This is a genomic window from Rhizobium nepotum 39/7, assembly GCF_000949865.1.
GTDB lineage: Bacteria > Pseudomonadota > Alphaproteobacteria > Rhizobiales > Rhizobiaceae > Agrobacterium > Agrobacterium nepotum.
The window spans coordinates 329,543-355,103 of sequence record NZ_JWJH01000001.1 but is presented as its reverse complement, the minus strand read 5'-3'; the positions used below and the strand labels follow the sequence as shown (position 1 = coordinate 355,103).

Annotated in this window: 21 protein-coding genes; 8 read left to right on the top strand and 13 right to left on the bottom strand. The window is 58.7% G+C overall.

What is annotated here, in order from left to right; translation table 11 throughout:
* A partial coding sequence (locus tag RS75_RS26980) for a hypothetical protein (protein WP_210165680.1) occupies nt 1–203 on the bottom strand: 203 nt, incomplete at its 3' end.
* A gap of 123 nt (nt 204–326) precedes the next feature.
* Here RS75_RS26980 and RS75_RS01595 point away from each other — a divergent pair.
* On the top strand, nt 327–2,273 hold the full coding sequence (locus tag RS75_RS01595) for a M23 family metallopeptidase (RefSeq protein ID WP_045016656.1): 1,947 nt from the start codon (nt 327–329) through the stop codon (nt 2,271–2,273).
* A gap of 63 nt (nt 2,274–2,336) precedes the next feature.
* Here RS75_RS01595 and clpB read toward each other — a convergent pair whose 3' ends face one another.
* From clpB to RS75_RS01565, 6 genes are all read right to left on the bottom strand, one after another.
* On the bottom strand, nt 2,337–4,961 hold the full coding sequence (gene clpB, locus RS75_RS01590; protein ID WP_045016654.1) for an ATP-dependent chaperone ClpB: 2,625 nt from the start codon (nt 4,959–4,961) through the stop codon (nt 2,337–2,339).
* 372 nt (nt 4,962–5,333) lie between these two features.
* A complete protein-coding gene (locus RS75_RS01585; protein WP_045016652.1) occupies nt 5,334–6,107 on the bottom strand; it encodes a DUF4167 domain-containing protein in 774 nt (257 codons plus the stop codon).
* 396 nt (nt 6,108–6,503) lie between these two features.
* Nucleotides 6,504–7,373 carry a peptide chain release factor N(5)-glutamine methyltransferase gene (gene prmC, locus RS75_RS01580; protein WP_045016650.1) on the bottom strand — a complete coding sequence of 290 codons (870 nt, stop codon included), beginning with the start codon at nt 7,371–7,373 and terminating at the stop codon, nt 6,504–6,506.
* Nucleotides 7,370–8,452: a peptide chain release factor 1 gene (prfA, locus tag RS75_RS01575; protein ID WP_045016648.1), complete on the bottom strand. Its 1,083-nt coding sequence runs from the start codon at nt 8,450–8,452 to the stop codon at nt 7,370–7,372. The genes prmC and prfA overlap by 4 nt, the downstream gene beginning before the upstream one ends.
* A gap of 29 nt (nt 8,453–8,481) precedes the next feature.
* A complete protein-coding gene (gene ptsP, locus RS75_RS01570; RefSeq protein ID WP_045016646.1) occupies nt 8,482–10,749 on the bottom strand; it encodes a phosphoenolpyruvate--protein phosphotransferase in 2,268 nt (755 codons plus the stop codon).
* 174 nt (nt 10,750–10,923) lie between these two features.
* The gene (locus RS75_RS01565) at nt 10,924–12,201 is read right to left on the bottom strand and encodes an aspartate kinase (protein ID WP_045015799.1); all 1,278 of its coding nucleotides are present in this window, start codon (nt 12,199–12,201) and stop codon (nt 10,924–10,926) included.
* 386 nt (nt 12,202–12,587) lie between these two features.
* Here RS75_RS01565 and RS75_RS01555 point away from each other — a divergent pair, with 386 nt between their 5' ends.
* A complete protein-coding gene (locus tag RS75_RS01555) occupies nt 12,588–14,435 on the top strand; it encodes a DEAD/DEAH box helicase (RefSeq protein ID WP_045016641.1) in 1,848 nt (615 codons plus the stop codon).
* Between the two features lie 147 nt (nt 14,436–14,582).
* Here RS75_RS01555 and RS75_RS01550 read toward each other — a convergent pair whose 3' ends face one another.
* Together RS75_RS01550 and nspC are read right to left on the bottom strand one after the other, a co-directional pair.
* Complete coding sequence (locus tag RS75_RS01550) at nt 14,583–15,821, bottom strand: saccharopine dehydrogenase family protein (protein WP_045016639.1); 1,239 nt, start codon at nt 15,819–15,821, stop codon at nt 14,583–14,585.
* Between the two features lie 59 nt (nt 15,822–15,880).
* The gene (gene nspC, locus RS75_RS01545; RefSeq protein WP_045016636.1) at nt 15,881–16,978 is read right to left on the bottom strand and encodes a carboxynorspermidine decarboxylase; all 1,098 of its coding nucleotides are present in this window, start codon (nt 16,976–16,978) and stop codon (nt 15,881–15,883) included.
* Nucleotides 16,979–17,275: 297 nt separating this feature from the next.
* Here nspC and RS75_RS01540 point away from each other — a divergent pair, with 297 nt between their 5' ends.
* The 3 genes from RS75_RS01540 to galE all read left to right on the top strand — a co-directional run bounded on the left by RS75_RS01540 (nt 17,276) and on the right by galE (nt 19,243).
* Entirely contained in the window at nt 17,276–17,617 is a 342-nt protein-coding gene (locus RS75_RS01540; protein ID WP_045016635.1) for a DUF883 family protein, read from the top strand.
* Between the two features lie 9 nt (nt 17,618–17,626).
* On the top strand, nt 17,627–18,064 hold the full coding sequence (locus RS75_RS01535; protein WP_045016633.1) for a hypothetical protein: 438 nt from the start codon (nt 17,627–17,629) through the stop codon (nt 18,062–18,064).
* 195 nt (nt 18,065–18,259) lie between these two features.
* Entirely contained in the window at nt 18,260–19,243 is a 984-nt protein-coding gene (gene galE / locus RS75_RS01530; RefSeq protein WP_045016631.1) for a UDP-glucose 4-epimerase GalE, read from the top strand.
* A gap of 92 nt (nt 19,244–19,335) precedes the next feature.
* Here the strand turns inward: galE and RS75_RS01525 are convergent, their stop codons facing one another.
* The gene (locus RS75_RS01525) at nt 19,336–19,911 is read right to left on the bottom strand and encodes a PRC-barrel domain-containing protein (RefSeq protein WP_045016630.1); all 576 of its coding nucleotides are present in this window, start codon (nt 19,909–19,911) and stop codon (nt 19,336–19,338) included.
* 239 nt (nt 19,912–20,150) lie between these two features.
* Here RS75_RS01525 and RS75_RS01520 point away from each other — a divergent pair, with 239 nt between their 5' ends.
* Nucleotides 20,151–21,875 (top strand): sensor histidine kinase, encoded by a 1,725-nt coding sequence (locus tag RS75_RS01520; RefSeq protein ID WP_045016629.1) that lies wholly within the window; start codon nt 20,151–20,153, stop codon nt 21,873–21,875.
* Nucleotides 21,876–22,181: 306 nt separating this feature from the next.
* Here RS75_RS01520 and RS75_RS01515 read toward each other — a convergent pair whose 3' ends face one another.
* The gene (locus RS75_RS01515) at nt 22,182–23,165 is read right to left on the bottom strand and encodes a sensor histidine kinase (RefSeq protein WP_045016628.1); all 984 of its coding nucleotides are present in this window, start codon (nt 23,163–23,165) and stop codon (nt 22,182–22,184) included.
* A gap of 101 nt (nt 23,166–23,266) precedes the next feature.
* The gene (locus RS75_RS01510; RefSeq protein ID WP_045016627.1) at nt 23,267–24,061 is read right to left on the bottom strand and encodes a response regulator; all 795 of its coding nucleotides are present in this window, start codon (nt 24,059–24,061) and stop codon (nt 23,267–23,269) included.
* Nucleotides 24,062–24,199: 138 nt separating this feature from the next.
* Here RS75_RS01510 and RS75_RS01505 point away from each other — a divergent pair, with 138 nt between their 5' ends.
* A complete protein-coding gene (locus RS75_RS01505) occupies nt 24,200–24,406 on the top strand; it encodes a NepR family anti-sigma factor (protein WP_045016626.1) in 207 nt (68 codons plus the stop codon).
* A complete protein-coding gene (locus RS75_RS01500) occupies nt 24,406–24,963 on the top strand; it encodes a sigma-70 family RNA polymerase sigma factor (RefSeq protein ID WP_045016625.1) in 558 nt (185 codons plus the stop codon). Before RS75_RS01505 ends, RS75_RS01500 begins: the two co-directional genes overlap by 1 nt.
* A 68-nt stretch (nt 24,964–25,031) precedes the next feature.
* Here RS75_RS01500 and RS75_RS01495 read toward each other — a convergent pair whose 3' ends face one another.
* Nucleotides 25,032–25,502 (bottom strand): Lrp/AsnC ligand binding domain-containing protein, encoded by a 471-nt coding sequence (locus RS75_RS01495; RefSeq protein WP_045016624.1) that lies wholly within the window; start codon nt 25,500–25,502, stop codon nt 25,032–25,034.
* Nucleotides 25,503–25,561: the final 59 nt, after the last annotated feature.

Here is a 25,561-nt window from a genome sequence, read left to right as displayed (position 1 = left end):
ATACAAATTCTAGAAAAAACTCGCAAATAATTGATTTTAAAAGAGAGTTTCGGATTTTCCGGATTAGTGACGCCGAAAGCCATCTCCGGACCGCCGGTTTTCAACAATGGAATGCAGCCAGAGACAATGTGACAGGCCCCACGCCTTGTTTTGGCCCGACTCCTCGCTAATTGCTTTGCCAACGAAATGTTAACGCGGGACATGCGCGCGCGCCTGTTCCCAGCATATCTTCTGGGTGTGTCGATCAATTTGACTCATGGCTTTGAAAGTTGCACACCTTCGCCTGAAGTTTCTGGAGAGCGCATGACCGACGGGGCACAGCCAGTATGACTGCGGATCGCAATGTGATCCGGTCGTTAGGCATGGAACCGCCAATTCTGGCGGAAGGGCGACGTGCACCCGATCGCCGCGAAATTTCCCTGCGTTGGCTCTCCGGCACATTCCTTACCGGTATTACCTCCTCCATATTGATGGGTGTTGCGCTGTTTGCTGCTCTCGACGGTCGCCAGCAGCTAGCCATACCCGCCGAGGCCTTCGCCAAGGCGGATATGGGCAACAATACCGTGGAAGCGGCACGTCGCGGGACACGCCTCATTGCGCCCAATATCGCGGCCCGGCCCTCGGACCGGTCGATCATGGAAGTCTCCACCGTTATCAATGAAGGCGACAAGGAAGTGGTCCGCAAGGTTCCCTTCTCCCACGTCAAAATTCCGCTGGCGTCGAACTATGCCAAGCAGGACGATTATCCGGCCTTCGATCCCTTGAATATTTTCGCGAGTAACGAGGACAAGGACGCCCCGGCACCCGCGCCAAGCCGTACCGGAACGATCTACGGCTCCGAGGTCGAATCCGAAGTCAGCCTGAAAACGGTGGCCTTTCCCGTCCAGCACTCCAAATATCCCTTCGCCGGCTCCCTGAGCTTCGACGAAGTCGAGGAGGCGGTGCGCTCGAACGGCTCGATACTGACTGACGGTAACGAGCAGCTAGCAGCGCTCTATTACATCGATCCGCGCCGTTTCGATAATGATGAGGCTGACGTTGACATCACCGCTGGCCTTGCGGCCCGTGTCGTCGAACAGAACATGTCGGTTTCCACCCCGCAATCGGCGTCTGTACCCGTCAAGGAATATGCCGACGACGTGATCCCTGCCCGCCAGACCGAAACCATTGAGGCCGCTTTATTCGGCGCGGGTTATTCGAAGGTGCAGTCGTCGGAAATCGCCGGCCTGCTGTCGCCGCAGCTGCAGTCGAACAATGTCGAAAGCGGCGATGTCCTGCGCGTCGGCATTATTCAGGAAGACGACAAAAGCGACATCGTGCGTGTGAGCCTCTACCGTAAGGGTCGCCACATGGTCACCATGGCTGTCGACGACCACAAAAAATTCATCAAGGCCAGCGAACCGCCGAAGCTCGACGCGGTGGCGACCGCCTTCGACAGTACTCCGGCACCTGCCGCCGGCCGCGATCTGCCCAGCGTCTATGACGGCGTTTACCGGGCGGCTCTCGCCTATGGCATGAATCAGAGCATGGTCTCCCAGCTCATCAAGCTTCTTGCCAGCAGCGTCGATTTTCAGGCGCAGTTGAAGCCAACGGATACGCTTGAAGCCTTCTTCTCCGTGGAAGATGCGGACGGTAAGGCAACGGACAAATCCGAACTACTCTACGTCAACGCCAAGTTCGGCGACAACGAGACACGTTTTTACCGGTTCCAGAACCCGGAAGACAACAGTATCGATTATTTCGACGAGAACGGCAAAAGCATCCGACAATTCCTGTTGCGCAACCCGGTTCCGAACGGCCGCATGACATCCGGTTTCGGCATGCGCCGCCACCCGGTGCTGAAATTCAGCCGCATGCATACCGGCACTGACTGGGCGGCGGCTCGCGGCACACCGATCATCGCAACGGGTAACGGCACTGTCGAGAAGGCTGGATGGGCCTCCGGTTACGGTAACCAGACCCTGCTCCGCCACGCCAATGGCTATGTCTCTTCCTATAACCACCAGAGCGCCATCGCCAAGGGCGTCACCGAGGGTTCCAAGGTCAGGCAGGGCCAGGTGATCGGTTACGTCGGTTCGACCGGCCTTTCAACCGGCGCGCACCTGCATTACGAACTGATCGTCAACGGCACGAAAGTGGACGCGATGAAAGTGCGCCTGCCAGGTGGAAAGTCGCTTTCCGGCGTCGCGCTCGCCAGGTTCTCCGACGAGAGAAAGCGGATCGACAATCTGCTCAACATCGAGGAAAAGACCAATCAGGTGGCGAGCAGGTAGCGGCCAGCATTTCCAGAAGTCAGCCTATACGAAAAAGGGCTCCGTCACCGGAGCCCTTTCGTTTTATGCCGCATCGGCCGTTTCGGTCTCGGCCTCACTCTTCGGAGGTTTGACCTTGAAGAGCAGCCGGTCGGTGCCCGAGGTGACCTTGACCCGCGATCCATCCGGAATTTCGCCGCCGAGGATCATTTCGGCAAGCCTGTCCTGAACGGATTTCTGGATCACCCGCTTGAGCGGACGCGCGCCGTAGGCGGGGTCGTAACCCTTGTTGGCAAGCCAGTGGCGGGCATCCTCATCCAGTTCGAGCGCGATCTTGCGATCGCCGAGAAGCGAAACGAGACGCTTGAGCTGGATGTCCACGATCGCACCCATCTCGTCACGCCGCAGGCGATGGAACAGGATGATATCGTCGATACGGTTGAGGAATTCCGGCCGGAAATGCGACCGGACCCGCTCCATCACCAGGTCACGAACCGAATCCACATCGTCATTGTCGCCCATCTGCGCCATGAATTCCGAACCGAGGTTGGAGGTCATGATGATGATGGTGTTCTTGAAATCGACGGTGCGGCCCTGGCCGTCCGTCAGGCGGCCATCATCCAGCACCTGCAACAGGACGTTGAACACATCCGGATGCGCTTTCTCGATCTCGTCGAACAGCACGACCTGATAAGGCCGGCGGCGAACCGCCTCCGTCAAGGCGCCGCCCTCCTCGTAACCGACATAGCCGGGAGGTGCGCCGATAAGCCGGGCAACGGAGTGTTTTTCCATATATTCCGACATATCGAGCCGAACCATCGCGGTTTCGTCGTCGAACAGGAAACGGGCGAGCGACTTGGTCAGTTCGGTCTTGCCCACACCCGTCGGGCCGAGGAAAATGAACGAGCCGATCGGCCGGTTCGGATCCTGAAGGCCGGCGCGCGAACGGCGAACCGCCTTCGAAACCGCCTGCACGGCCTCACCCTGCCCGACCACGGACTTGGCTAGATCGTCTTCCATGCGCAGCAGCTTCTCGCGCTGACCTTCCAGCATCTTGTCGACAGGAATACCGGTCCAGCGGGAAACGATATGGGCGATATTGTCCGCGTTCACCACTTCCTGAACCATCGAACCGGCGCCGCTGCTATCACGCGCTTCCGCCGCAGCCAGTTCCTTTTCGAGGCCCGGAATAATGCCGTAGGTTAATTCACCAGCCCGCTGGAACTGGCCGTTGCGCTGCGCGATCGCCAGTTCGTTACGGGCTTCGTCCAATCGCTTCTTCAGGTCCGCGGCATGGCCGAGCTTCTGCTTTTCCGCCTGCCAGCGGGCCGTCAGCGCGTCTGCCTTTTCTTCCGTATCCGCCAGTTCGTCCTCGAGCTTCCTGAGGCGGTCGACGGATGATTGGTCCGTCTCCTGCTTCAGGGCTTCGCGCTCGATCTTGAGCTGGATGATCCGGCGATCCAGTTCGTCCAGTTCTTCCGGCTTGGAATCCACCTGCATGCGAAGACGCGAGGCGGCCTCGTCCATCAGGTCGATTGCCTTGTCGGGCAGGAACCGGTCGGTAATGTAGCGGTTGGAAAGCGTCGCAGCCGCAACCAGGGCCGAATCCGAGATGCGGACCTTGTGGTGCTGTTCGTATTTTTCCTTCAGGCCACGCAGGATCGAAATCGTGTCCTCAACGGTCGGTTCATCCACCAGCACCGGCTGGAACCGGCGGGCAAGGGCCGGGTCCTTTTCCACATGTTTGCGATATTCATCGAGCGTGGTGGCGCCGACGCAGTGCAGCTCGCCGCGGGCGAGAGCGGGCTTCAGGAGGTTGGACGCATCCATCGCGCCATCGGCCTTGCCCGCGCCGACCAGCGTATGCATCTCGTCGATGAACAGGATGATGCCGCCACTTTCCGCCTGCACCTCGTTCAACACCGCTTTCAGGCGCTCCTCGAACTCGCCGCGATATTTTGCACCGGCGATCAGCGCGCCCATATCGAGCGCCATCAGCTTCTTGTCCTTCAGGCTTTCGGGCACATCGCCATTGACGATGCGCAGCGCAAGCCCCTCGGCAATCGCCGTTTTACCGACGCCGGGTTCACCGATCAGCACAGGATTGTTCTTGGTGCGGCGCGAAAGCACCTGGATAGTACGGCGGATCTCATCGTCACGGCCGATTACCGGATCGAGCCTGCCCTCGCGGGCTTCCTCCGTCAGATCGCGCGCGAACTTCTTCAGCGCGTCAAAGCCCTGTTCGGCATTGGCGCTGTCGGCCGTGCGGCCCTTGCGGATGTCGTTGATGACCTGATTGAGCGCCTGCGCCGTAACGCCACCCTTTTTCAGGGAAGCCGAGGTGGAAGCGGAACTTTCGATCGCAAGCGCCTGTAAAAGACGTTCGACGGTGACGAAACTGTCGCCGGCCTTCTTGGCGAGATCCTCTGCCGTCGAAAACACCTTGGCAAGCGGGGCCGTCAGCGAAAGGCCGCCATTGCCGCCGGAAACCTTGGGCAATTTCGCCAGTGCCGCATCATTGGCAAGACGCACTTCCTTGGCGTCGCCGCCGGCGCGATCGATCAGCGATGCCGCCATGCCCTGCTCGTCATCGAGCAGAACTTTCAGAACATGTTCGGCAGCAAACTGCTGGTGATTTTCCGCAAGCGCAAAAGTCTGCGCCGATTGCAGAAAACCGCGAACACGCTCGGAGTATTTTTCAATATTCATAGTCGAACCTCCATTTACCGGTCCGCCCGCTTTCGGCACGGCTCCGGGTGTTTGGGTTGAGGCTCCCTCAAAGGCAAGCCCCGCTACGACAGTCGCGTTTTAAGGATTTCACGATCGCCGCCTCTCGGTAGACGGTTGCCGCTGAACGCGGCATCCGGCCTTCCTGCAGGAATATGGGAGGCGTTTTCATCGGTTTAAAGGGGTAGGAAAACGACCGTCGAGGAAATTTCCGGCGGATTTGACAAGCATCAGGCCTGTTCGTCGCGACTGTGCCGTTCGTCCATCACAAGGACCTTCGCGCCAGATCCCCAAAAACAAAAAACTCCGGCAAGCCGGAGTTTTTCAGTCGCATAGTTTTTTTGAAAAAACCGCTTATTCGGCAGCGTTTTCAAGAGTGGCAGGCGTTGCCTCTTCGCCGGCTGGCGCGTCTTCACCTTCCGCCGTTGCGGCGCGGCGCGGACGACGCGGGCGTGGGCCGGTAGCGCGGCGGGTCTTCGGCGCAGTCGCAGGTGCTTCAGTCTGCTGCTGTTCTTCCTCGACGGCCACTTCCATGGGCGTGCCTTCGATTACGGGCTGAGGCGCCTGGCTGGCGTCGTAGACCGGCTGCGGCTGCTCATCCGAAGCCTGCGGCTGGCGCGGCTGGCGCTCCTGCCGTTCACGGCGTTCCGGACGCTCGCGGCGTTCCTGACGCGGTTCGGACCGCTCAGTGCGCTCCTGGCGCTCCGGCTGCTGGCCCCGTTCCGACTGTTCGAATTGCTGCGATGCACCATCTTCGCCGTCGTTCATGTCCATATCGTCGCCGTCCGCGCCATTGTACTCGCCACGGTCGTCGCGCTGGAAACGCTCCTGCATCTGAGCCTGAGCCGTGGCGATGATGCGATTATAGTGCTCAGCATGCTGCAGATAGTTTTCAGCGATCACGCGGTCGCCGGCACTCTGCGCATCCCGCGCAAGGGTGGCGTATTTTTCCGCTATGTGCTGGGCTGTGCCACGAATCTTAACATCGGGACCGGAGCTGTCATAAGTCCTGGTGAGCGGGTTACCGCCCTTGCGGTTGAAGTTGTTGTTACCACCGCCACCATTGTTATTGTTGTTATTGTTGCTTCCACGCCCCCGGCCGCGCTTGTTTTGCTGTCCTGGCCTCATCAATTGCTCACCTGAATTCTGTTTTGCTGACAATCTGATTATTTTCATGCAATTCCGGGCGGAAAACCGCTGGAAATTTTTCCTGAAATTGCTCCATCACGCGCCTTGCTGAAGATAACCCCAGACAAAGCCTCGTGTCTGACGACCGGTCGCGCAAAATGCTGCAACGAGCCACCTGCGAACAAAGTTTACTGATTCACATGCCGGAAACGCCCAGCCTTCAGGGTTCTAAAAGAACCCGCTTCGGGACTGAGACCCATACCCTGACGAATCTAAATTCGTCCTCAGCCACCCGGCATGTGGCGGCAAACTATCCCGCTTCATGCGGAAATCCAAGTCTTTTCTTTTGCTGTGCAAAATATCCTTGCAAAAATTCCGCAGACATATCGAGAACAACTATCTCCGGAAGGTCAAAACTCTGTCGTTGCCGCCGTAGTCCTTCACGGCGTCCAGAAGAGAGAAGCCGTGAGAAGCAAATATAGCGGAAACATCAAGCCTTTGATCGAAACCGATCTCCACACCGACTATCCCGTTTTCTACAAGAAAGCGGCCTGCGTCGGCAGCGATGAGGCGGTACGGTGCAAGGCCGTCCTGACCTCCGTCCAGCGCCGCCATCGGATCGTGGTGGCGGACCTCTCGGTCGAGCGTTGTGACGATATCACTTCTTATATAAGGCGGATTCGACACAATTATGTCAAAGCTGCCAGAGATTTTTTTAAACCAGTCGCTACGCACAGTTTCGAAACGCGAAGCCAAGCCATTCCGGGCAGCGTTTTTGGCCGCTGTTTCCAGCGCATCGGCAGAAATATCGCTGCCGATACCGGTCGCTTCCGGGCATTCTTTCAAAAGCGCCAGACAGATCGCACCCGTACCCGTACCCAGATCCAGAACGCTGGCGCTGCCCTTGGCGGAAACGGCTTTTTTCAACACCGGCAACAGCGTGTCGACGAGAACTTCCGTATCGGGCCGGGGTTCGAGCGTTTCCTTCGACAAAAGAAGATCGAGCCCATGAAACTCCCGGTGGCCGAGAATGCGGTGGACCGGTTCTCCCCCGACCCGCCTTTCGATCATGGCGGCGATCCGGGCGCTTTCTGCCGGGTTGACGGGATGGTCCGGTTTCATCACGAAATCGGTCAGTGAAAAACCCGTGACATCAGCAATCAGTAGGCGCGCATCGAGAAGCGGATCGGCGATACCAGCCGCCTGCAGCCGTTTGCGGGCTGCGGCAAGCTCGGTCGAAACGGTACCGTCAGCGGCGCCGCTCAAAGCTGTTGTTCGCCAAGCTGGGCCAGCTGACCGGCCTGATAATCGGCGATCAGCGCGTCCACAAGCTCGTCGATCTCACCTTCGATCATTCGGTCAAGCTTGTAGAGGGTCAGATTGATGCGGTGATCGGTGACGCGTCCCTGCGGAAAATTATAGGTGCGAATGCGCTCGGAACGGTCACCGGAGCCGACCTGGCTCTTGCGGTCGGCCGAGCGTTCACTATCCACCTTTTGGCGCTCGATGTCATAAAGACGCGAACGCAGAACCTGCATGGCCTTGGCGCGGTTCTGGTGCTGCGACTTTTCAGAACTTGTGACGATCAGCCCCGTTGGAAGGTGGGTAATGCGAACTGCGGAGTCGGTGGTGTTGACGTGCTGGCCGCCCGCGCCCGAAGCGCGCATCGTATCGATGCGGATGTCTTCCGGACGAATTTCAACATCGATATCCTCCGCCTCCGGCAACACCGCAACGGTGGCGGCGGAGGTGTGGATGCGGCCACTCGCTTCCGTCTCCGGGACGCGCTGCACACGGTGCACGCCGGATTCGAATTTCAGCTTGGAAAACACCCCTCGCCCGCTGATCGTGGCGATGATTTCCTTGTAACCGCCCGCTTCGCCTTCGCTGGCGGAAAGAACTTCGACTTTCCAGCCCTTGGTCGATGCGAAGCGCTCATACATGCGGAACAGATCGCCGGCGAAAAGCGCCGCTTCAGACCCGCCGGTGCCGGCGCGGATTTCGAGGATCGCGCTTTTCTCGTCGGCGGCATCCTTGGGAAGCAGCAGGACCTGCATGTCCTTCTCAAGCTCACCAATGCGGTCTTCGACCTCCGGCAGCTCCATTTCCGCCAGATCGCGCATGTCCCTGTCGGTCGTCTTGTCGGCAAGCAGCGCCTCTAGATCGGCGGCTTCCGAGACCGCTTTCTCGTATTCGCGGACTTTCTTCACCACCGGCTCCAGTTCGGAATATTCCGAAGCCAGCTTCACATAGACATCCGCTGCCGGACCAGCCGACATTCGCGCTTCGATCTCTCCGAAACGCCTTTCCAACTCGCGCATTTTTTCGACGGGAAGCTTCGCCACCAGTCACTCCGATTGTGAAAGAGGTCTTTTTAAATGGGAATGGAATGCGCCGCGGCAAAGCGTAACAACACCTCGCGCGTGCTTTCCAGCGAACTATGATCGTCAAGCGCAGCGTTCAGCTCATCGGCAAGGCGCGCGGCGTCGAGCCCGAGCAGCATGGCTTTGACCGGGCCGATCGCCGTCGGCGACATGGAAATCGAGCGGAAACCAAGACCGATCAAAGCCATGGCCGAAAGGGGCTTGCTTGCCATTTCGCCGCAAAGCGTGACCGCCGTGTGGTGTTTTTCGCCAGCGCGCACAATATCGCGCAAAATGCGCAGGAACGGCTTGCCCAGATTGTCGAAACGATCCGAAACCCGGGCATTGCCACGATCGACCGCCATGGAAAACTGAAACAGATCGTTCGAACCGACGGAAACGAAATCCACTTCCTGCATCAGCTCATCAAGCTGCCACATCAATGAAGGCACTTCCAGCATCGCACCGAATTGCAGCTTTTTCGGCAGCGCGTGGCTGAACTTCGAAAGATGCTGCACTTCCTTCTGAAGCAGATCTCGCGCGGCGCGGATTTCGGAAACCTCCGTCACCATCGGCAGCATCATGCGCAGTTCCGCGCCAGAAGCGGCGCGCAGAAGCGCGCGCATCTGCGTGCGCATCAGGCCCGGACGGTCGAGCGACAGGCGGATAGCCCGCCAGCCCAGCGCCGGGTTTTCCTCTTCCTGGCCGCGCATATAGGAAACGACCTTGTCGCCGCCGATGTCGAGCGTGCGGAAAGTGACGCTCTTGCCCTTCGCCTGCCGCAAGACCGAACGGTAGAACGCTTCCTGCTCCTCGCCCTTGGGCATGTTGGAGGCGATCATGAACTGCAGCTCGGTGCGGAACAGGCCGATGCCATCGGCACCGGATTCCTCGAGCTGCGGCAGATCCACGAGCAGGCCCGCATTCATCTTGAGGTTGACCTTCTGGCCATCCTTGGTGATCGGCTCGACATTGCGAAGCGCGCGGAACTGCTCCTGCCGCTTGGCCCGCAGGCGTACCTTTTCCTCATAGGCGCGCTGCAAATCCGACATCGGGCGCAGATGCACCTGGCCGTCATCGCCGTCAATGATGATCGGATCGTTGTTTTCCGCAAGTGCTACGATGCCCGTCGCCTGCCCGATGATCGGGATGCCCATGGCGCGCGCCACGATCACGACATGGCTCGTCACCGCGCCGTCTTCGAGCACGAGACCTCGCAATTTCTCACGCGGATAATCCAGCAATTCGGCGGCACCCATGGCGCGCGCCAGAACGATGGCGTCCAGCGGAAAATCCTGCTCGGGACTACGCCCGCCGAAACCGATCAGCTGGCGCAGCAGCCGGTTGGCCAGATCGTCGAAATCATGCATGCGCTCACGAAGATAGGGATCGGTCAGGCGCATCATGCGCGCCTTAGTGTCGCTTTGCACTTTCTCGACCGCAGCTTCCGCCGTCAGACCGTTGCGGATCGCTTCTTCCATGCGCCGCACCCAACCCTGATCGTGGGCGAACATGCGGTAGGTCTCGAGAACCTCGCGATGCTCCCCTTCGGTCGGCACGTCGCGGCGCTGCAACATGTCGTCAATCGACAGGCGCAGAGAACCAATGGCGTCGGCAAGACGCAGGATTTCCGTATCGGCATCCTCGTTCAGCAGATTGGTGACGACGATGCGGGGGTCGTGCAGTACGACGTGACCAAGACCGATGCCTTCACCGTAAGCGTCACCATCGATGGAAACGGCGCGCGTCAGGTCCAGCTCCACGCCAGGGCGGGTGATCTTTTTCAACTCTCCGCTCGCCACTATTTCAGCGATGAGCATCGCGGTTGTCTCGAGCGCTTCAACTTCATCCTCCCGGTACGTTCGGCTGACCTTGTTCTGAACCACAAGAACGCCAAGAGTGCGACCGGAGCGCAAAATCGGCACGCCGAGGAAGGAGTGATAAATTTCCTCACCGGTTTCAGGAAGATAGCGAAAGGCGGGATGCGCCTGCGCATCGGAAAGATTGAGAGGTTGGGCGGAAGCGGCAATGGTGCCGACAAGACCCTGCCCCATTTTCAGCTGGGCAAGGTGCACGGCATCCTTGTTGAGACCTTCCGTGGCGTAAAGCTCCAGCACGCTGTCGGAACGCAGCACATAGACCGAGCAAACCTCCGCCACCATGTTACTGGCTATCTGACGGACGATCTGGTCCAGACGGTCCTGCGGCTCAAGATGCTCCGCCATCATTTCGCGCAGCCGCTTGAGCAGGACGCGTGGACCTGCAGAAAGGTCTCTCATCGCGTTTGCTCCCCGATGGTTCCGATCCGAATGTCATAATATTCGAGAATCAAAACATCATTTAAAATTTATAGCGCGAGAAGCGCGTCCCGCAAGGGACACGCTTTCATGAAACGCCACATCGGAAGAACGCAACTCCGAAGAATCGGAGCATCGGGAACCGATGTCTCGAACTTAGTTCTTATCGAGACCGTAGGCAGAATGCAAAGTGCGAACGGCCAACTCGGCATACGCACCGTCGATCAGGATCGAAATCTTGATTTCGGAGGTGGTGATGGCCTTGATGTTGATGTTCTTCTCGGCAAGCGCCTTGAAGGCGCTGGCGGCAACGCCGGCGTGGCTGCGCATGCCGATACCGATGACCGAGACCTTGGCGAGGCCTGTCTCGTTCTGCGCGACATCGAAGCCGATCTGCGCCTTGTTCTCGTCCAGCACCCGCAGCGCCTTGGCAACGTCGCCCGAGGGGACGGTGAAGGTCATGTCGGTGCGCGAACCGTCTTCGGAGATGTTCTGCACGATCATGTCGACGTTGATATGCGCTTCCGCCAGCGGCCCGAAGATCGCAGCGGAGACGCCCGGACGGTCGGCCACGCGGCGCAGCGAGATCTGTGCTTCATCCTTGGCATAGGCGATGCCCGTTACGACTTCCTGTTCCACGATTTCATCCTCGTCACAAATCAAAGTACCGGGCGGGTTGATGAGGTCGCCCATGCCCGGTGCATCGGGATCCTCGAAACTGGAGCGAACGAAGGTGCGCACCTTGTGTACCATGGCAAGCTCGACAGAGCGAACCTGCAGAACCTTCGCGCCGAGAGACGCCATTTCGAGCATTTCCTCGAAAGCGATCTTCTTCATGCGGCGAGCCTTGGGCTCGATGCGCGGATCGGTCGTGTAGACGCCGTCGACATCGGTATAGATATCGCAACGATCCGCCTTGACGGCAGCGGCGATCGCAACAGCTGATGTGTCGGAGCCGCCGCGCCCCAGCGTCGCGATGCGGTTGTCAGGGCCGATGCCCTGGAAACCGGCAACAACGGCGACCTGACCCTCGCCCATGCGGTGGACGATGTCCGAACCGTCAATCTCGAGAATGCGGGCGGCGCCATGCGCATTGTCGGTGCGGATCGGGATCTGCCAGCCCTGCCAGGAGCGTGCGTTGATGCCCATGGATTGCAGCGTGATCGCCAGAAGACCTGATGTCACCTGCTCGCCGGACGCAACGACCGCGTCATATTCGCGCGCATCGTAGAAGGAGGCGGCGTTCGCGCCGGCCACCTTCGCCGCGTTCTGCACCCAGTCCACCAATTCGTTGGTTTTGCCGGACATGGCGGAAACGACCACGGCCACTTCATGGCCGGCATCGACTTCGCGTTTCACATGCCGTGCGACATTGTGAATGCGTTCGAGGTTCGCGACGGACGTGCCGCCGAATTTCATGACAATGCGAGCCATAGCCTTGACCAGTACCATCCCTTTTTTCCGCCAGCCCGTTTCGGGTGCGGACAAGACAAACCCAGTCGGCTCTTCCTGATAAAGAGCCTCAAGTTGCGGGTCTCTTAGCGAAAAGGAGGGGGGCACGCAATGCCGTTTATGAACCATGCGGTACGCCTTTTTTCGTACCCCCGGCGAAAGAAGATGGCAGGATGGAACGAACGGTCGCATACGACACAATGAAAGAGCGTACCGTGGTGCACTGTACAAACGGGCCTATTCGCAGTATGGAGCGCGGCAATGCAACCGGCCAGATGGCCGAAATGGCCTGTATCGGCTGCCCCGGAGACTTTAGGACCTATTGGTTTCGGGCGGATGCGGGCAGCTTCATATCCGAAAGACGGTAGATGACAGACACCCAGGGTATCGCCCCGGCGATCGCGCAGGCGTTGGAAAAACGCGGCTACAAAGATTTGACCCCCGTGCAGAAGGCCATGCTTTCGCCGGATCTCGCCGATAAGGACGCGCTGGTTTCCGCGCAGACCGGGTCTGGCAAGACCGTCGCCTTCGGTATTGCGCTTGCGACCACGCTGCTGCGGGAAAACCCCCGTTTCGGTCCGGCTTCCGCACCGCTGGCGCTTGCCATCGCTCCGACCCGCGAACTGGCCATGCAGGTCAAGCGCGAGCTTGAATGGCTTTATGAATTCGCCAATGTGTCGATCGCGTCCTGCGTCGGCGGCATGGATATCCGCAGCGAACGCCGGTCTCTGGAACGCGGCGCCCATATTATCGTCGGCACGCCCGGCCGTCTCTGCGACCACATCAAGCGCGGCGCGCTCGATCTGTCGTCGCTGCGCGCCGTGGTGCTCGATGAGGCCGACGAAATGCTCGATCTCGGCTTCCGCGAGGATTTGGAATTCATTCTGGAAGAATCGCCGGATACCCGCCGCACGCTGATGTTCTCGGCCACCGTACCACGCAGCATCGCCAAGCTTGCCGAAAGCTACCAGAAAGACGCGGTTCGCATCGCCACCGCTTCGGAACAGAAGCAGCATGTGGACATCGAATATCGCGCCCTGCTGGTAACGGGCGGCGACCGTGAAAACGCCATCATCAACGCGCTGCGTTTTTACGAAGCCCGCAACGCCATCGTTTTCTGCTCCACACGTGCGGCGGTAAACCATCTGACAGCACGCCTGAACAATCGCGGATTTTCCGTCGTGGCCTTGTCCGGCGAACTCACGCAGAACGAACGAACGCACGCGCTGCAGGCCATGCGTGACGGCCGCGCCCGGGTTTGCGTGGCGACCGACGTTGCCGCGCGCGGCATCGACCTGCCGGGCCTGGAACTCGTTATCCACGCCGACCTGCCGACCAATTCGGAAACACTTCTCCACCGTTCGGGCCGTACCGGCCGCGCCGGGCAGAAGGGTGTCAGCGCCGTCGTGGTGCCTGTCAACCAGCGCCGCAAGGCCGAACGCCTTCTGGAAGGCGCCAAGGTCAGCGCGGCATGGGTTCGCCCGCCTTCGGTCGAAGAGATCGTTGAACGCGACGGCGCCCGACTTCTGGCCGATCCTTCGCTCACCGAGGCCGTGGCCAACGACGAGCGCGATTTCGTCGAGCAGCTGCTTGAACAGCATGGCGCGGAAAAAGTCGCCGCCGCCTTCGTGCGTCTTTACCACGCCGGGCGTTCCGCTCCGGAGGACATCACCGAAGTCGCGCTGGACAATACCCGCAAACCGCGCCGCGACAGCTTCGAAACCCCTGAAAACGATGCACCCCGCCGCGAACGTTCCGACTTTTCCGACAGCGCGTGGTTTTCGCTTTCGGTGGGCCGCAAGCAGAGCGCCGAGCCGCGCTGGCTCATCCCCATGCTCTGCCGTTTCGGCAAGATCACCCGGCAGGACATCGGCGCCATCCGCATGCAGCAGACGGAGACCTTTGTGGAACTGGCGGCCGATGCCGTCGACCGTTTCACGTCTGCTATCGGCAAGGACATGATGCTCGAAAAGGGCATTCGTCTGAAGGCGCTGGAAGGCAAGCCGGAAATGACCGGCAGTGCCCGTGAAGACACCCGCCCGGCCACGGCCCAGCGGAAGTTCAGCAAACCGGAAAATGCCGGCGGCGCGAGCGGCGACCGCAAGGCCGATGACAAGCCCTGGAAAAAGAAAAAGACCTTCGGCGACAAGCCCAAGTTCGAAGGCAAAAAAGACCGGCCTTTCGAAAAGCGCGGACCGAAGCCGACAAAGGGCTGAAGACACCACGGGATTGATGACGAAGGGCGAACATTTTCCCCTTCGTCATGCCGGGGTCTGTCCCGCAAGGGATCATGTCGAGTGAAAGACAGATTTATCACAAATAAAAAACCCCGCTTTCGCGGGGTTTTTTATTGTCTTGATTGATCAGAACGTCAGGGCGCGGTCGCCGTTTTCGTCCTTGATGCGGCTCGGAAGGCCGATCCTGTTCAGGAGGTTCAGGAAAGGCTGCGGCGGCAGTTCTTCCACATTGGCCATCTGCTTCACGTCCCATTCGCCGGTAGCGATCAGCATGGCCGCAGCGACTGGGGGAACGCCGGCAGTGTAGGAGATGCCCTGCGAACCAACTTCTTCATAAGCTTCCTTATGGTCGGCCACGTTGTAGATGAAGACTTCGCGTTCCTTGCCATCCTTGATGCCCTTGACGACATCGCCGATGCAGGTCTTGCCGACATAGTCGGGTGCGAGCGAAGACGGATCCGGCAATACGGCCTTGACCACCTTCAGCGGCACGACTTCCAGACCTTCGGCAGTCTTGACCGGCTTTTCGGAAAGAAGACCGAGGTTCTTCAGCACGGTGAAGACGTTGATATAGTGATCGCCGAAGCCCATCCAGAAGCGCACATCGGCACCGTCCATGTTTTTGGACAGCGAATGCACTTCGTCATGGCCAGTCATATAGGCCTTCTGCTTGCCGACGACAGGCAGATCGAATTCCTGGCCGACTTCGAACATCTGGTTCGTCTGCCACTCGCCCTTCTGCCAGGAGTAGACGACGCCGGTGAATTCGCGGAAATTGATTTCCGGATCGAAGTTGGTCGAAAACCAGCGACCGTGGCTGCCGGCATTGATGTCGACGATATCGACCGAAGTGACCTTGTCGAAATATTCATCCTTGGCAAGACGGGCATAGGCATTGACCACGCCGGGGTCGAAACCGACGCCGAGCAGTGCTGTCACACCCTTTTCCTTGCATTCGGCAGCGCGCTTCCACTCATAGTTTCCGTACCACGGCGGCGCCTCGCAAATCTTGGTCGGGTCCTCGTGGATCGCTGTATCCATATAGGCAACACCTGTGTCCATGCAGGCACGAAGAACGGACATGTTGACGAAAGCCGAACCGACATTGATGACGATTTCCACGCCGGTTTTCGTAATCAAGGCTTTCGTCGCCTCGATATCCATAGCGTCAAGCGCATGGGCCTCAAGTTTCACATCTGTCTTGAGGCTCTTCTTTTCGCGTACGGACTCGACAATCTTGCGGCACTTTTCCAAAGTCCGTGACGCAATATGAATGTCTCCCAATACATCGCTGTTCTGGGCGCATTTATGCGCCACGACCTGTGCTACGCCACCGGCGCCGATGATCAGAACGTTCTTCTTCATTTCAGGTGATGCCTCCTTTTCCCCGCGGGGATGAGCTTCGTTTCAGGGTAAACCAGATATTATGACAGGCTTTGCTCGAAATCGGCAAAGTCGAATTCGCGAACGGCACGGACGGTGCCGTCCAGTTCCTTGATGGCGATCGCCGGCATCCTCACGCCGTTGAACCAGTTTTTCTTGACCATGGTGTAGCCAGCCGCGTCTTCAAAGGAGATGCGGTCGCCGACCTTTAGTTCCTTGTCGAACCGGAAATCGCCGAAAATATCGCCCGCAAGGCAGGATTTGCCGCAGACCATGTAGGGATGTTCGCCCTCGTTCGGGGACATCTTGGCGGTTTCCCGATAGATCAACAGGTCTAGCATGTGCGCTTCGATGGAACTGTCGACGATGGCGAGGTTCTTGCCGTTGAAAAGCGTATCGAGAACCGTCACCTCAAGCGTCGTGCTCTTGGTGATCGAGGCTTCGCCCGGCTCCAGATAGACCTGCACGCCATATTTTTCCGAAAAGGCTCTGAGGCGGTCGCAGAACTGGTCGAGCGGATAATTGTCGCCGGTAAAATGAATGCCGCCGCCGAGGCTGACCCATTCCGCACGCGACAGAAGCGATCCGAATTTTTCCTCGATCTGCGTCAACATGCGGTCGAACAGCAAAAAGTCGCTGTTTTCGCAATTGTTGTGGATCATGAAACCGGAAATACGGTCCATGACCTTATCGACCTTGGCAACATCCCATTCGCCAAGCCGGCTGAACGGGCGCGCAGGATCGGCAAGATCGAAGCTCGAGGAACTGACCTGCGGATTGAGGCGCAGACCACGGGTGATGCCCGATGCCTTCTCCGAGAAACGCTCCAGCTGGCCGATGGAATTGAAGATGATCTTGTCCGCGTTCGAAATCACCTCGTCGATTTCGTAGTCGGCATAGGCGACTGAATAGGCGTGGGTTTCGCCACCGAATTTCTCACGCCCCAGACGCACTTCATAAAGCGACGACGAGGTGGTGCCGTCCATATATTGCGACATGAAATCGAACACCGACCACGTGGCGAAGCATTTCAGCGCCAGAAGCGCCTTGGCGCCGGATTTTTCCCGTACATAGGCAATCTTCTCCATGTTGTGGAGAAGTTTTGTCTTGTCGATGAGGTAATAGGGCGTCTGAAGCATGGCGTTTCACATGTTGATTGAAGTCAAGGTTCATCTGAATGATGGGCCTTATATGATGCTTGTTACAGGAAAACAAATGTCAGGCACTGAATTCCTGGAAAATTGCCCCTCCCCGAAATCCGCATGAGAAAACGAGCAAAGCTGGGGAACCAAGCACGCCTCGGTGCGTTTGAATGGCGGACAGACGGGTGTTTCGGCCCCGGCAACGAGGTTTCGTGAGCGGCGGCATCACCCGTGGCGGCAGTCAGTTTGACCTCCCGCCATTTCCATCAACGATGTTCAGGAAGGACTTCACTTATGGCAAGCGTGCGCAACGTCAACGACAAGATCCAGCAATCCCTCGAAAACGGCGATGCGGCCGATGTGGCAGCGCAGCTCGCCCAGCTTCGCGAAGATCTGGCAAATCTTGCCAAGAGCGTCAAGGCGCTGGGCGTCGGCGCGTCGCATGAACTAAAGGCGCAGGCCGCCCGTGTGGCTGATGATGCGCTCACCGCTTCCGGTGAGATGGCCGATAGTGTTCGCAGCGAAATCTCGTCGCTGAACGACAATCTGACGGATCACGTCCAGAAGAACCCGCTGCAATCCCTCGGCATCGCCGTTGGTGTCGGCTTCGTGCTCGCTCTCCTCACGCGTCGATAAGGCCGCATCATGCTTGAGGCATTGCTGGTCTATCTGGGAGACACCCAGCGCGAAGGACGCGTCGTGACGCGACGCCTGCGCGCCACTATCATCCTTTGGGTGTTAACCGGGGTGTTCTTCCTGATCGCGTTTGTCGCCGCCGTGGTGGCGGGGTCCATCTATCTCGCCCGGCATGTCGGCGCCGGTCCGGCAGCACTCGTCGTCGCTGGCACGGCGTTTCTGCTCGGCGTCATCATGCTGGTGGCGCTCGCGATCGTCAAACGTCCGAAAGCCTATGCCGCAAGGCGGCCCGTTGCATATTTGACGGCGGCCCCCTTGACCGCCGCACCTCTGGCCCTGCAATCGCTGCTGACGCTGGCACTCCAGGCGCGCCCCTATGCAACGCTCGCCGTCGCCGTGGCTGCCGGCTTTCTGGCCACCAGAGCGAATACCAGGAAAAAGAAGTAAGCCCGCCTTGGGGCGTGTTTCAGGCTCTCCGTCAAACTCTCATAGCGGCTGCGCATCCAGACCATGGATGCGCAGTTTTTTTTATGTTACCCGCGATGGGTAGACTGGTTGATGGCGCCAAGTGCCACGCCGCCCTTATTTGAACAAAGTGACATACAGTCTCCGCACGTCCCATGTTTTTCTGAAAGGCGATTGATGAAGAAGAAAGTCCTTGTTGTCGGCGGTGCCGGCTATATCGGTTCGCACACCTGCCTTCTCCTGTCGGAGCGAGGATATGAACCGGTCGTGTTCGACAATTTGTCCAATGGGCATGAGGAATTCGTCCGCTGGGGGCCCTTCGAACAGGGCGATATCCGCGACAGAGCGCGGCTGGACGAAGTTTTCGCCAAACATCAGCCGGAAGCGGTGCTGCACTTCGCAGCGCTGATCGAGGTTGGCGAATCGGTAAAGCAGCCCGTCGCCTTTTACGACAACAATGTCATCGGCTCGCTCAACCTTCTGTCCGCCGCCATCGATGCCGGGGTTACGGCATTCGTTTTTTCCTCCACCTGCGCCACCTATGGACTGCCGGAACAGGTGCCGATCGACGAGACGCATCGTCAGGCGCCGATCAACCCCTATGGCCGCACCAAATGGGTGGTCGAGCAGGCGCTGAAGGACTACAGCACCTATAAAGGGCTGCGCTCGGTGATGCTGCGTTATTTCAACGCTGCGGGCGCGGATTTCGAAGGCCGGATCGGCGAATGGCACAAGCCGGAAACCCACGCCATCCCGCTCGCCATCGAGGCGGCACTCGGGCGGCGTCAGGGCTTCAAGGTATTCGGTACGGATTACGACACCCGCGACGGCACCTGCGTGCGCGATTACATCCACATTCTCGATCTTGCCGACGCCCACGTGCGGGCGGTGGATTATCTGCTGGCGGGAGGTGAAACCGTTGAACTCAACCTCGGCACCGGCACCGGCACCACTGTGAAGGAATTGCTGGCAGCGATTTCGGAAGTATCAGGCCGCCCCTTCCCCGTCGAATATGCCGGACGCCGCGATGGCGATTCCACCACCCTTGTCGCCAATAATGACAAGGCACGGGAAGTTCTCGGCTGGGAGCCGCGTTATTCTCTGTCGGACATCATAAAATCCGCCTGGGCCTGGCATTCGTCGCGCAACGCCGGGGACTGAGCGAGCGCCGCAAAAAAAGACACCGGCCAAAGGCCGGTGTCTCTCGCGGGGGCGACAAAGTCAGCCCCGCTTCTCTCTCCCGGTTAAGGGGATCAGGGCTTGGTGGCGGACGTGGTGGTATTGTCCGGAGCAGGCGGCATTGCCGCATTCCTTTCGCTGGTCTTCTGTTCCAGCGTCTTGAATTCCGGAGCTGCCTTCAGCGTTTCCGCCGTTTCCGTCGTCGTCAGGCGGATGGTTCCGTCCTGCGCGTTGCGGGTCATCGTCACCTTGTCCATCGGAACGGCGACATCCTTGGCACCGATGCCGAGGAAACCGCCGACGCCAATCACGGCTGCGACCAGACCACCATCTTGTTCCATGATGAGGTTGGTGACGTTACCGATGCTCTCATCGGCTGCGGTATAGACCGACTTGCCGATATAGTCGTTGGCGCTGACCTGCGTTTCACCCTGCTCGGTCAGATAAGCGCCGCCAGTCGTTGCGGCCGCGCTGTCATTGGTCGAAGGAGCTGCAGGCGTCATAGGGGTGGCCGGAGGCGTTGCAGGCTCCGTCTGCGCACCCGGATTTGCCGGCGCAGGCTGGGTTGTGCCCTGGGCGATGGCAAGCGGCGCGAAAGCCGTCGCGCCCATCAGGGCGGCGGTGACGAGTATCGTAAGTTTCTTTGCCATTTCGTACCTTCCTTTCATCGTTTCTCACCTGGCCGGGCGACGAAGAATTTCGTTTCCGCTCTTCAGCCGGTTCGTCTGACAAACGGACTGACCGTTGAAATAGTTCCGATTTTTTCGGGCATGCGGACGAGATTGCGGCGTGTTACGACAACCGAAGGTAAAAATCAGGCATTGCTAAAGAGGGGCGGCGCGGTATTATCCGTGCTGTGCCAGCCAATGCCATCTGCCGGAGTTTTTATATGCCTGGACCCGGCAACAAACTGAAAGACATGTTTTCGGCTTTGCGTCGGCGCAGCGCGAATTTTTTCCCGACGGCCTCTATCGGCACCTATCTCGTGGTAATGGCGACCGTCATCACCTTGCCGCTAATCCTTTTTGTCGGCTATCTGATGCTGCGCCTGGAAGCGGAAAAACGCGACGATCTGCGGCGGGAAACTGTCGAGGATGTTCGGCTCGTCAGCCGCAACGTCGATCGACGCCTGCAGGAAATCACGACGTCCCTCAATCTGCTGTCGCAATTTCCGGAACTGGAAAGCGGCAATCTCGCGGCATTCCAGAACCGCGTCGCCGAAAGCCTGAAACGGGAGGGGCTGTACGCCATTCTCGCCACCAGGGACGGCGAGCAGCATCTCAATACCCGCGTGCCCTATGGCCAGCCTCTCACCAAGGTGCCTGACGAGGCCGATCTGGCCAAGGCGGTCGAATCCCGCCGCATCACCGTCTCGAATATATTTTTCGGCGCCACCAGCAAGGAATGGGTGTTCAACGTCACCCTGCCGCTCAACCCCGAACTGGGTTCGGCCGGAGATGCTCTGATCCTGACGCAGAACGCCAGCAGCCTGAGCCGGCTCATTCCCACGGAAAACCTGCCGCGCAACTGGACGGTGGCCATCATCGATGGGACAAATCGAGTTGTCGTTTCCAGCGCGCAGGATGAGGCTGAGGCGGGCAAACCGTTTGCCACCCCGGCCATACTTTCGGAAATGCAGGCCTTCAGCGGCAATTTTTTCGATGGCGAGGGTAACCTCTATGCCTATGCCCAATTGCCGGGATGGCAATGGAGGACGGTGATGTGGGGACCGCTGGCGGCGAGCCAGGCGGCGTTGGTCGATACCTGGCGGCAAATGATGATCGGCAGCCTGATGCTGGTGCTGATCGCCATCGGCGGCGCCTATCTGGTCGGCCGGCAATTGCGCAGCTCCATTCGCGACCTCACCCATATGGCCGAGCGCATTGGTGAAGGTGAGATCGTGGCGCCCGTCGACACCAAGATCAAGGAGGCCAATCAGGTGGCCATAGCGCTCTCCAACGCGTCCTTCGACCGAAGTCAGTCGGAAGAACGGTTGCAGCTGCTGCTGCACGAACTGGTTCACCGCTCCAAGAACATTCTGACGCTGGTTCAGGCGATGATCCGGCAATTGGGGCGGGAAAACAAGAGCATCCCGGAGTTCCAGAAGGAGGTGGACCACCGCCTGCGCGGTCTTGGAATGTCGATCCGGGCCTTGGCGGAGGTTCAATGGCAAGGCCTGCCGATCCGCAAGCTGATCGAGACCCACCTCGAGGTTTTCGGCACCGTGTCGGAACGTTGCGTGCTGGCCGGAGACGATTTCATGCTTTCCCCGGAAGCCGCGCAGAATTTCGGACTGGTGGTGCATGAGCTGACGACGAATTCCATCAAATATGGCGCGCTGTCGGTTCCCGTCGGAAAAATCGCCCTGAGCTGGAAGCCGCTCGAAAAAGATGGACGCCAGATGCTCTATCTCGTCTGGACCGAGACCGGCGGCCCGCCCGCGATGGAACCAAGCCGCAAGGGCTTCGGCACCACAGTCATCAAAAGGCACGCGGAAGGCGCATTTGGCGGACAGGTGATAACGGAATATCGCGAAACCGGGTTCGAATGGTCGCTGGAAGCGCCGATGCGCTATTTTACACCCAAGCGGTCGGAGCAGACAGGCACGCATTGAAGGAGAATGGCTTGACCGTTCCCCGCGTGGAGGACAAGCGTAAAACCGGCGAAAATGACCGGTAATCCCGCTCCCGTTAAAAAAATGCGTTTTGGTGGAACCGAATGCGGGTCAATGCATTTTTACTGAAGGCCAAGCAATTCCCCCGTCCCCGCCTGAAGCTTGGCTGAAAACAAACAGGTTTCACCCCTGAAAACCTGTTATATAAATAGCACGGCTCTTTGATGGGCCGTGCTTTTTTATGGCGTTCTTCGCCCAATGGAAGGCAGGTCTGTCCTTGGGCTAAGCCAAACAAAGAGCCCTTATTCAAGAATCCACACTGTCGCCGGAGGGAAACTTCAGCCGGTAGACGATCCGCTCCGGCGTAAGCTGATATTCGGCGCTTCCCCCCAATGCGGATGGAACCACCTTTTCCAGCACGACGCTTCCGAAACTGCCGCGCCGCGCCTCCGCCGGCTCTTTCGAGGGCGTCATCGGCTCCATCCATTCGACGATGTAAAAATCATCCTCCTGGCGACATTGCAGCGATATGGGCGGATGATAGGCGAGATTGCCGCTGTGGCTGACCGTGTTGACGACCAGTTCGTGGAACGCCAACCCGATATAAAGCGCCCCGTTCGGATTGAGCAGCAGGTTTTCGCCTTCCATGTGGATGAGGTTCGGATATTCCGGCAGATAGAGATCGAATTGCTGGCGAAGAAGCTCGAATATGCGTGCGCCCCTCCAGTCGGAATCGGTGATGAGATCCTGACTTTGCGCAAGAGCGTGCAACCGACCTCGGAATTTCCGCAGAAAATCATCCTTGGTGAGGCTGAAACGGGCCGTCTGGCCGGCAAGGCTCTGGATGATCGCCAGGAGGTTCTTGGAACGATGACTGACTTCGCGCAGCAAGGAGCGCAAAAGCTGCTCGCGCCGTCTTTCAGCCGTCACCTCCCGGATGGTGGTTTTCATCACCGTCTGGTTCCACTGGTTGAAGGTGGAATGGATCTGAAACTGGAAGACCCGGTCATTGCCGGCGTTGACTTCCAGCATGCCCCGGCTGCCTGCCGTCTTCATGTCTTTTTTGAGTTCGGCAAGCCGCCCGGAGAGATCGTTGCCGAACAGATTTTCATCGGTCGGGTGCGAATCCGCCGGCAGACGCCAGACATCCGGCAGGTTGGCCACGAATATATAGTCACGGTTCCAGTCCTGCAGCATGACTGTCTCGCCGGAATCGAGCAAGGCGAGGACGAGCGAATCGTGAAGCTCGCTCTCGTTCCTCTCCGCGTTATGCCATGCCAGCCGATGCAAATTCGTCTCCTTGCAGAAAGTCGCGGGAGAACCCCACGACCGTAACCGCGAACGTCCGGGTACCGGACTTGTTCCCGGACCGCCTACGGTTTCGGCAAATTTCACGCCGCGACGCGAGAGCTTTCATTGAAAAACAGGGCCTGACTGATAAGCGCTTTCACCATGTCCGGATTGAACGGTTTCGTAACAAGGAATGTCGGCTCGGGCCGCTCGCCGGTCAAAAGGCGTTCAGGGAAGGCCGTAATGAAAATCACCGGCAGAGACGTCATCTGAAGGATATCTTTCATGGCATCGAGCCCGGAGCTGCCGTCGGCCAGCTGGATGTCGGCCAGGATCATCTTCGGCTGTGTGCGGTGGAACAGATCGATCGCTTCCGTGTGCGTGCGGGCGATGCCCGTGACGCGGTGACCGAGATCGGTGACCATCTGCTCGATATCCATGGCGATCAGAGGCTCGTCCTCGATGATCATGATATCGGTTGCCACCTGCCGCGCGATTTCCGAGGCGGCTTCGTCGATCAGCCTGCTAACCTGATCTTCAGACACCTTCAGAACCTCTGCTGCCTCCGAAGGCGAGAACTCCTCGACCGTCGTCAGCAGAAATGCCTGACGCGCGAGCGCCGGCACCGCGGAGAGGTTGGCGGAAGCACGCTTCTCCCAACCCGAAAGATTCTCATCGGTCTTTATATTGATCGTGACGGAACTAAAAATCGATACGAACAATTGATAGAGCGAAACCCGATCGCTGCTCGCCTGCGGGAAGATGCTGACATCGGCGATCAGAGCTTCGAGTGTTGCCGCAACATAGGCATCGCCCGTGGATTGTGAGCCGCAAACGGCACGCGCGAACCTGCGCAGATATGGCAGGTGCGGTGCGATGCGTGTAGAAACTGACATGGAATTCTCCCCTTTCATGCGGCCTGCAACGCAAACCCACGATAGCAACGTGCGCATCGCAAAAATAGTTCCGGATTGCCGGAACTATTTTTTTTACCGCGCATTCTTTGCCACGACACAAAAGGAATACCGGACGTTATGAACATATTTCAATCGGACCAAGACTCCCCGGACAATCCGGCCGCACCTCAGGTCCCGCACTCAGGGCGGGCGGTGATTTCCCGCAAGCTCAGGGAGCTTTACGATGCCGTTCAGGAAGAGGGCATCCCTGACAAATTCCTCGATCTTCTCGAGAAACTCGATGAAGCCGAAAACAAAGCCAACACCAAGGCTTCGGAGGAATGATGGCGAAAGAGCCAGAGCAGACAGAATACAATTTCAAACGGGAAATGCTGGCGGCGCTGCCAAACCTGCGGGCATTCGCGATCTCGCTCATCCGCTCGAGGGACCGCGCTGACGACCTTGTGCAGGACACGATCATGAAGGCCTGGGCGAAACAGGACAGTTTCCAGCCCGGCACCAATATGCGCGCCTGGCTGGTGACGATCCTGCGCAACGAGTTCTACAGCCAGATTCGCAAATCCGGCCGCGAGGTGCAGGATACGGACGGGGTTTACACCTCGCGCCTGTCGGTACCGCCCGAGCAACATGGATCGGTCGATCTCCAGGATTTTCGTGCAGCACTGGCGAAACTGCCCGACGACCAGCGCGAAGCAATCCTGCTGATCGGCGCCTCCGGCTTCGCCTACGAAGAAGCAGCCGAGATTTGCGGTTGCCCGGTCGGCACGATCAAGAGCCGCGTCAGCCGCGCAAGGCTGCGCCTGCAGGAGCTTCTCGGCATCGAGAACGAAAATGAGTTTGGTCCGGACGCGCAGATGACCGCCGCAGCCACGGCGCGCTGAAACAGCGGAATTCGCAAAGCGATAAACGGGCAGGCTCCTGCCTGCCCGTTTTTCTTATCCCGGCTTCGTCAGATTCCGGTCTCCTTGACCGACTGCATCACCACGAATGTCGACGTGTTGGAAACCGATGGCAGGCTGGAGATTTTTTCGCCGAGGACCCTTCGGTATTTGCGGATATCGCTGGTGCGCACCTTCAGGAGATAATCGAAGGCGCCGGCGATCATGTGGCACTCCTCCACTTCCTTGATCTTGCGCACCGCCGCGTTGAACTCCTCCAGCGCCTTTTCGCGCGTATCGGAAAGCTTCACTTCGGCGAAGGCTATATGGTCGACGCCAAGTTTCTGCGGATTGAGCACCGCACGGAACCCGAGAATATAGCCTTCATCCACCAGCCGCTTCAGCCGCGTCTGGCACGGCGTCTTGGAGAGGCCGACCCTTTTTGAAAGTTGCAGGACCGACATGCGTCCATCTTCACTCAATGCCTCGAGGATCTTGAGATCGAAGTGGTCCAGATCGTCTGTTCTATGACTATTAGCCATGTGATTTCACGCCTAATCCGAATAATAAAAGTTCATATGGCCTGTTCTATCCTCAAAAT

What these genes read in the sequence shown, in the direction of transcription:
- RS75_RS01595 (WP_045016656.1), top strand. Translation starts at nt 327, where the DNA reads ATGACTGCGGATCGCAATGTGATCCGGTCGTTAGGCATGGAACCGCCA.
- clpB (WP_045016654.1), bottom strand. Translation starts at nt 4,961, where the DNA reads ATGAATATTGAAAAATACTCCGAGCGTGTTCGCGGTTTTCTGCAATCG.
- RS75_RS01585 (WP_045016652.1), bottom strand. Translation starts at nt 6,107, where the DNA reads ATGAGGCCAGGACAGCAAAACAAGCGCGGCCGGGGGCGTGGAAGCAAC.
- ptsP (WP_045016646.1), bottom strand. Translation starts at nt 10,749, where the DNA reads ATGAGAGACCTTTCTGCAGGTCCACGCGTCCTGCTCAAGCGGCTGCGC.
- RS75_RS01565 (WP_045015799.1), bottom strand. Translation starts at nt 12,201, where the DNA reads ATGGCTCGCATTGTCATGAAATTCGGCGGCACGTCCGTCGCGAACCTC.
- RS75_RS01555 (WP_045016641.1), top strand. Translation starts at nt 12,588, where the DNA reads ATGACAGACACCCAGGGTATCGCCCCGGCGATCGCGCAGGCGTTGGAA.
- RS75_RS01550 (WP_045016639.1), bottom strand. Translation starts at nt 15,821, where the DNA reads ATGAAGAAGAACGTTCTGATCATCGGCGCCGGTGGCGTAGCACAGGTC.
- nspC (WP_045016636.1), bottom strand. Translation starts at nt 16,978, where the DNA reads ATGCTTCAGACGCCCTATTACCTCATCGACAAGACAAAACTTCTCCAC.
- RS75_RS01540 (WP_045016635.1), top strand. Translation starts at nt 17,276, where the DNA reads ATGGCAAGCGTGCGCAACGTCAACGACAAGATCCAGCAATCCCTCGAA.
- RS75_RS01535 (WP_045016633.1), top strand. Translation starts at nt 17,627, where the DNA reads ATGCTTGAGGCATTGCTGGTCTATCTGGGAGACACCCAGCGCGAAGGA.
- galE (WP_045016631.1), top strand. Translation starts at nt 18,260, where the DNA reads ATGAAGAAGAAAGTCCTTGTTGTCGGCGGTGCCGGCTATATCGGTTCG.
- RS75_RS01525 (WP_045016630.1), bottom strand. Translation starts at nt 19,911, where the DNA reads ATGGCAAAGAAACTTACGATACTCGTCACCGCCGCCCTGATGGGCGCG.
- RS75_RS01520 (WP_045016629.1), top strand. Translation starts at nt 20,151, where the DNA reads ATGCCTGGACCCGGCAACAAACTGAAAGACATGTTTTCGGCTTTGCGT.
- RS75_RS01510 (WP_045016627.1), bottom strand. Translation starts at nt 24,061, where the DNA reads ATGTCAGTTTCTACACGCATCGCACCGCACCTGCCATATCTGCGCAGG.
- RS75_RS01505 (WP_045016626.1), top strand. Translation starts at nt 24,200, where the DNA reads ATGAACATATTTCAATCGGACCAAGACTCCCCGGACAATCCGGCCGCA.
- RS75_RS01500 (WP_045016625.1), top strand. Translation starts at nt 24,406, where the DNA reads ATGGCGAAAGAGCCAGAGCAGACAGAATACAATTTCAAACGGGAAATG.
- RS75_RS01495 (WP_045016624.1), bottom strand. Translation starts at nt 25,502, where the DNA reads ATGGCTAATAGTCATAGAACAGACGATCTGGACCACTTCGATCTCAAG.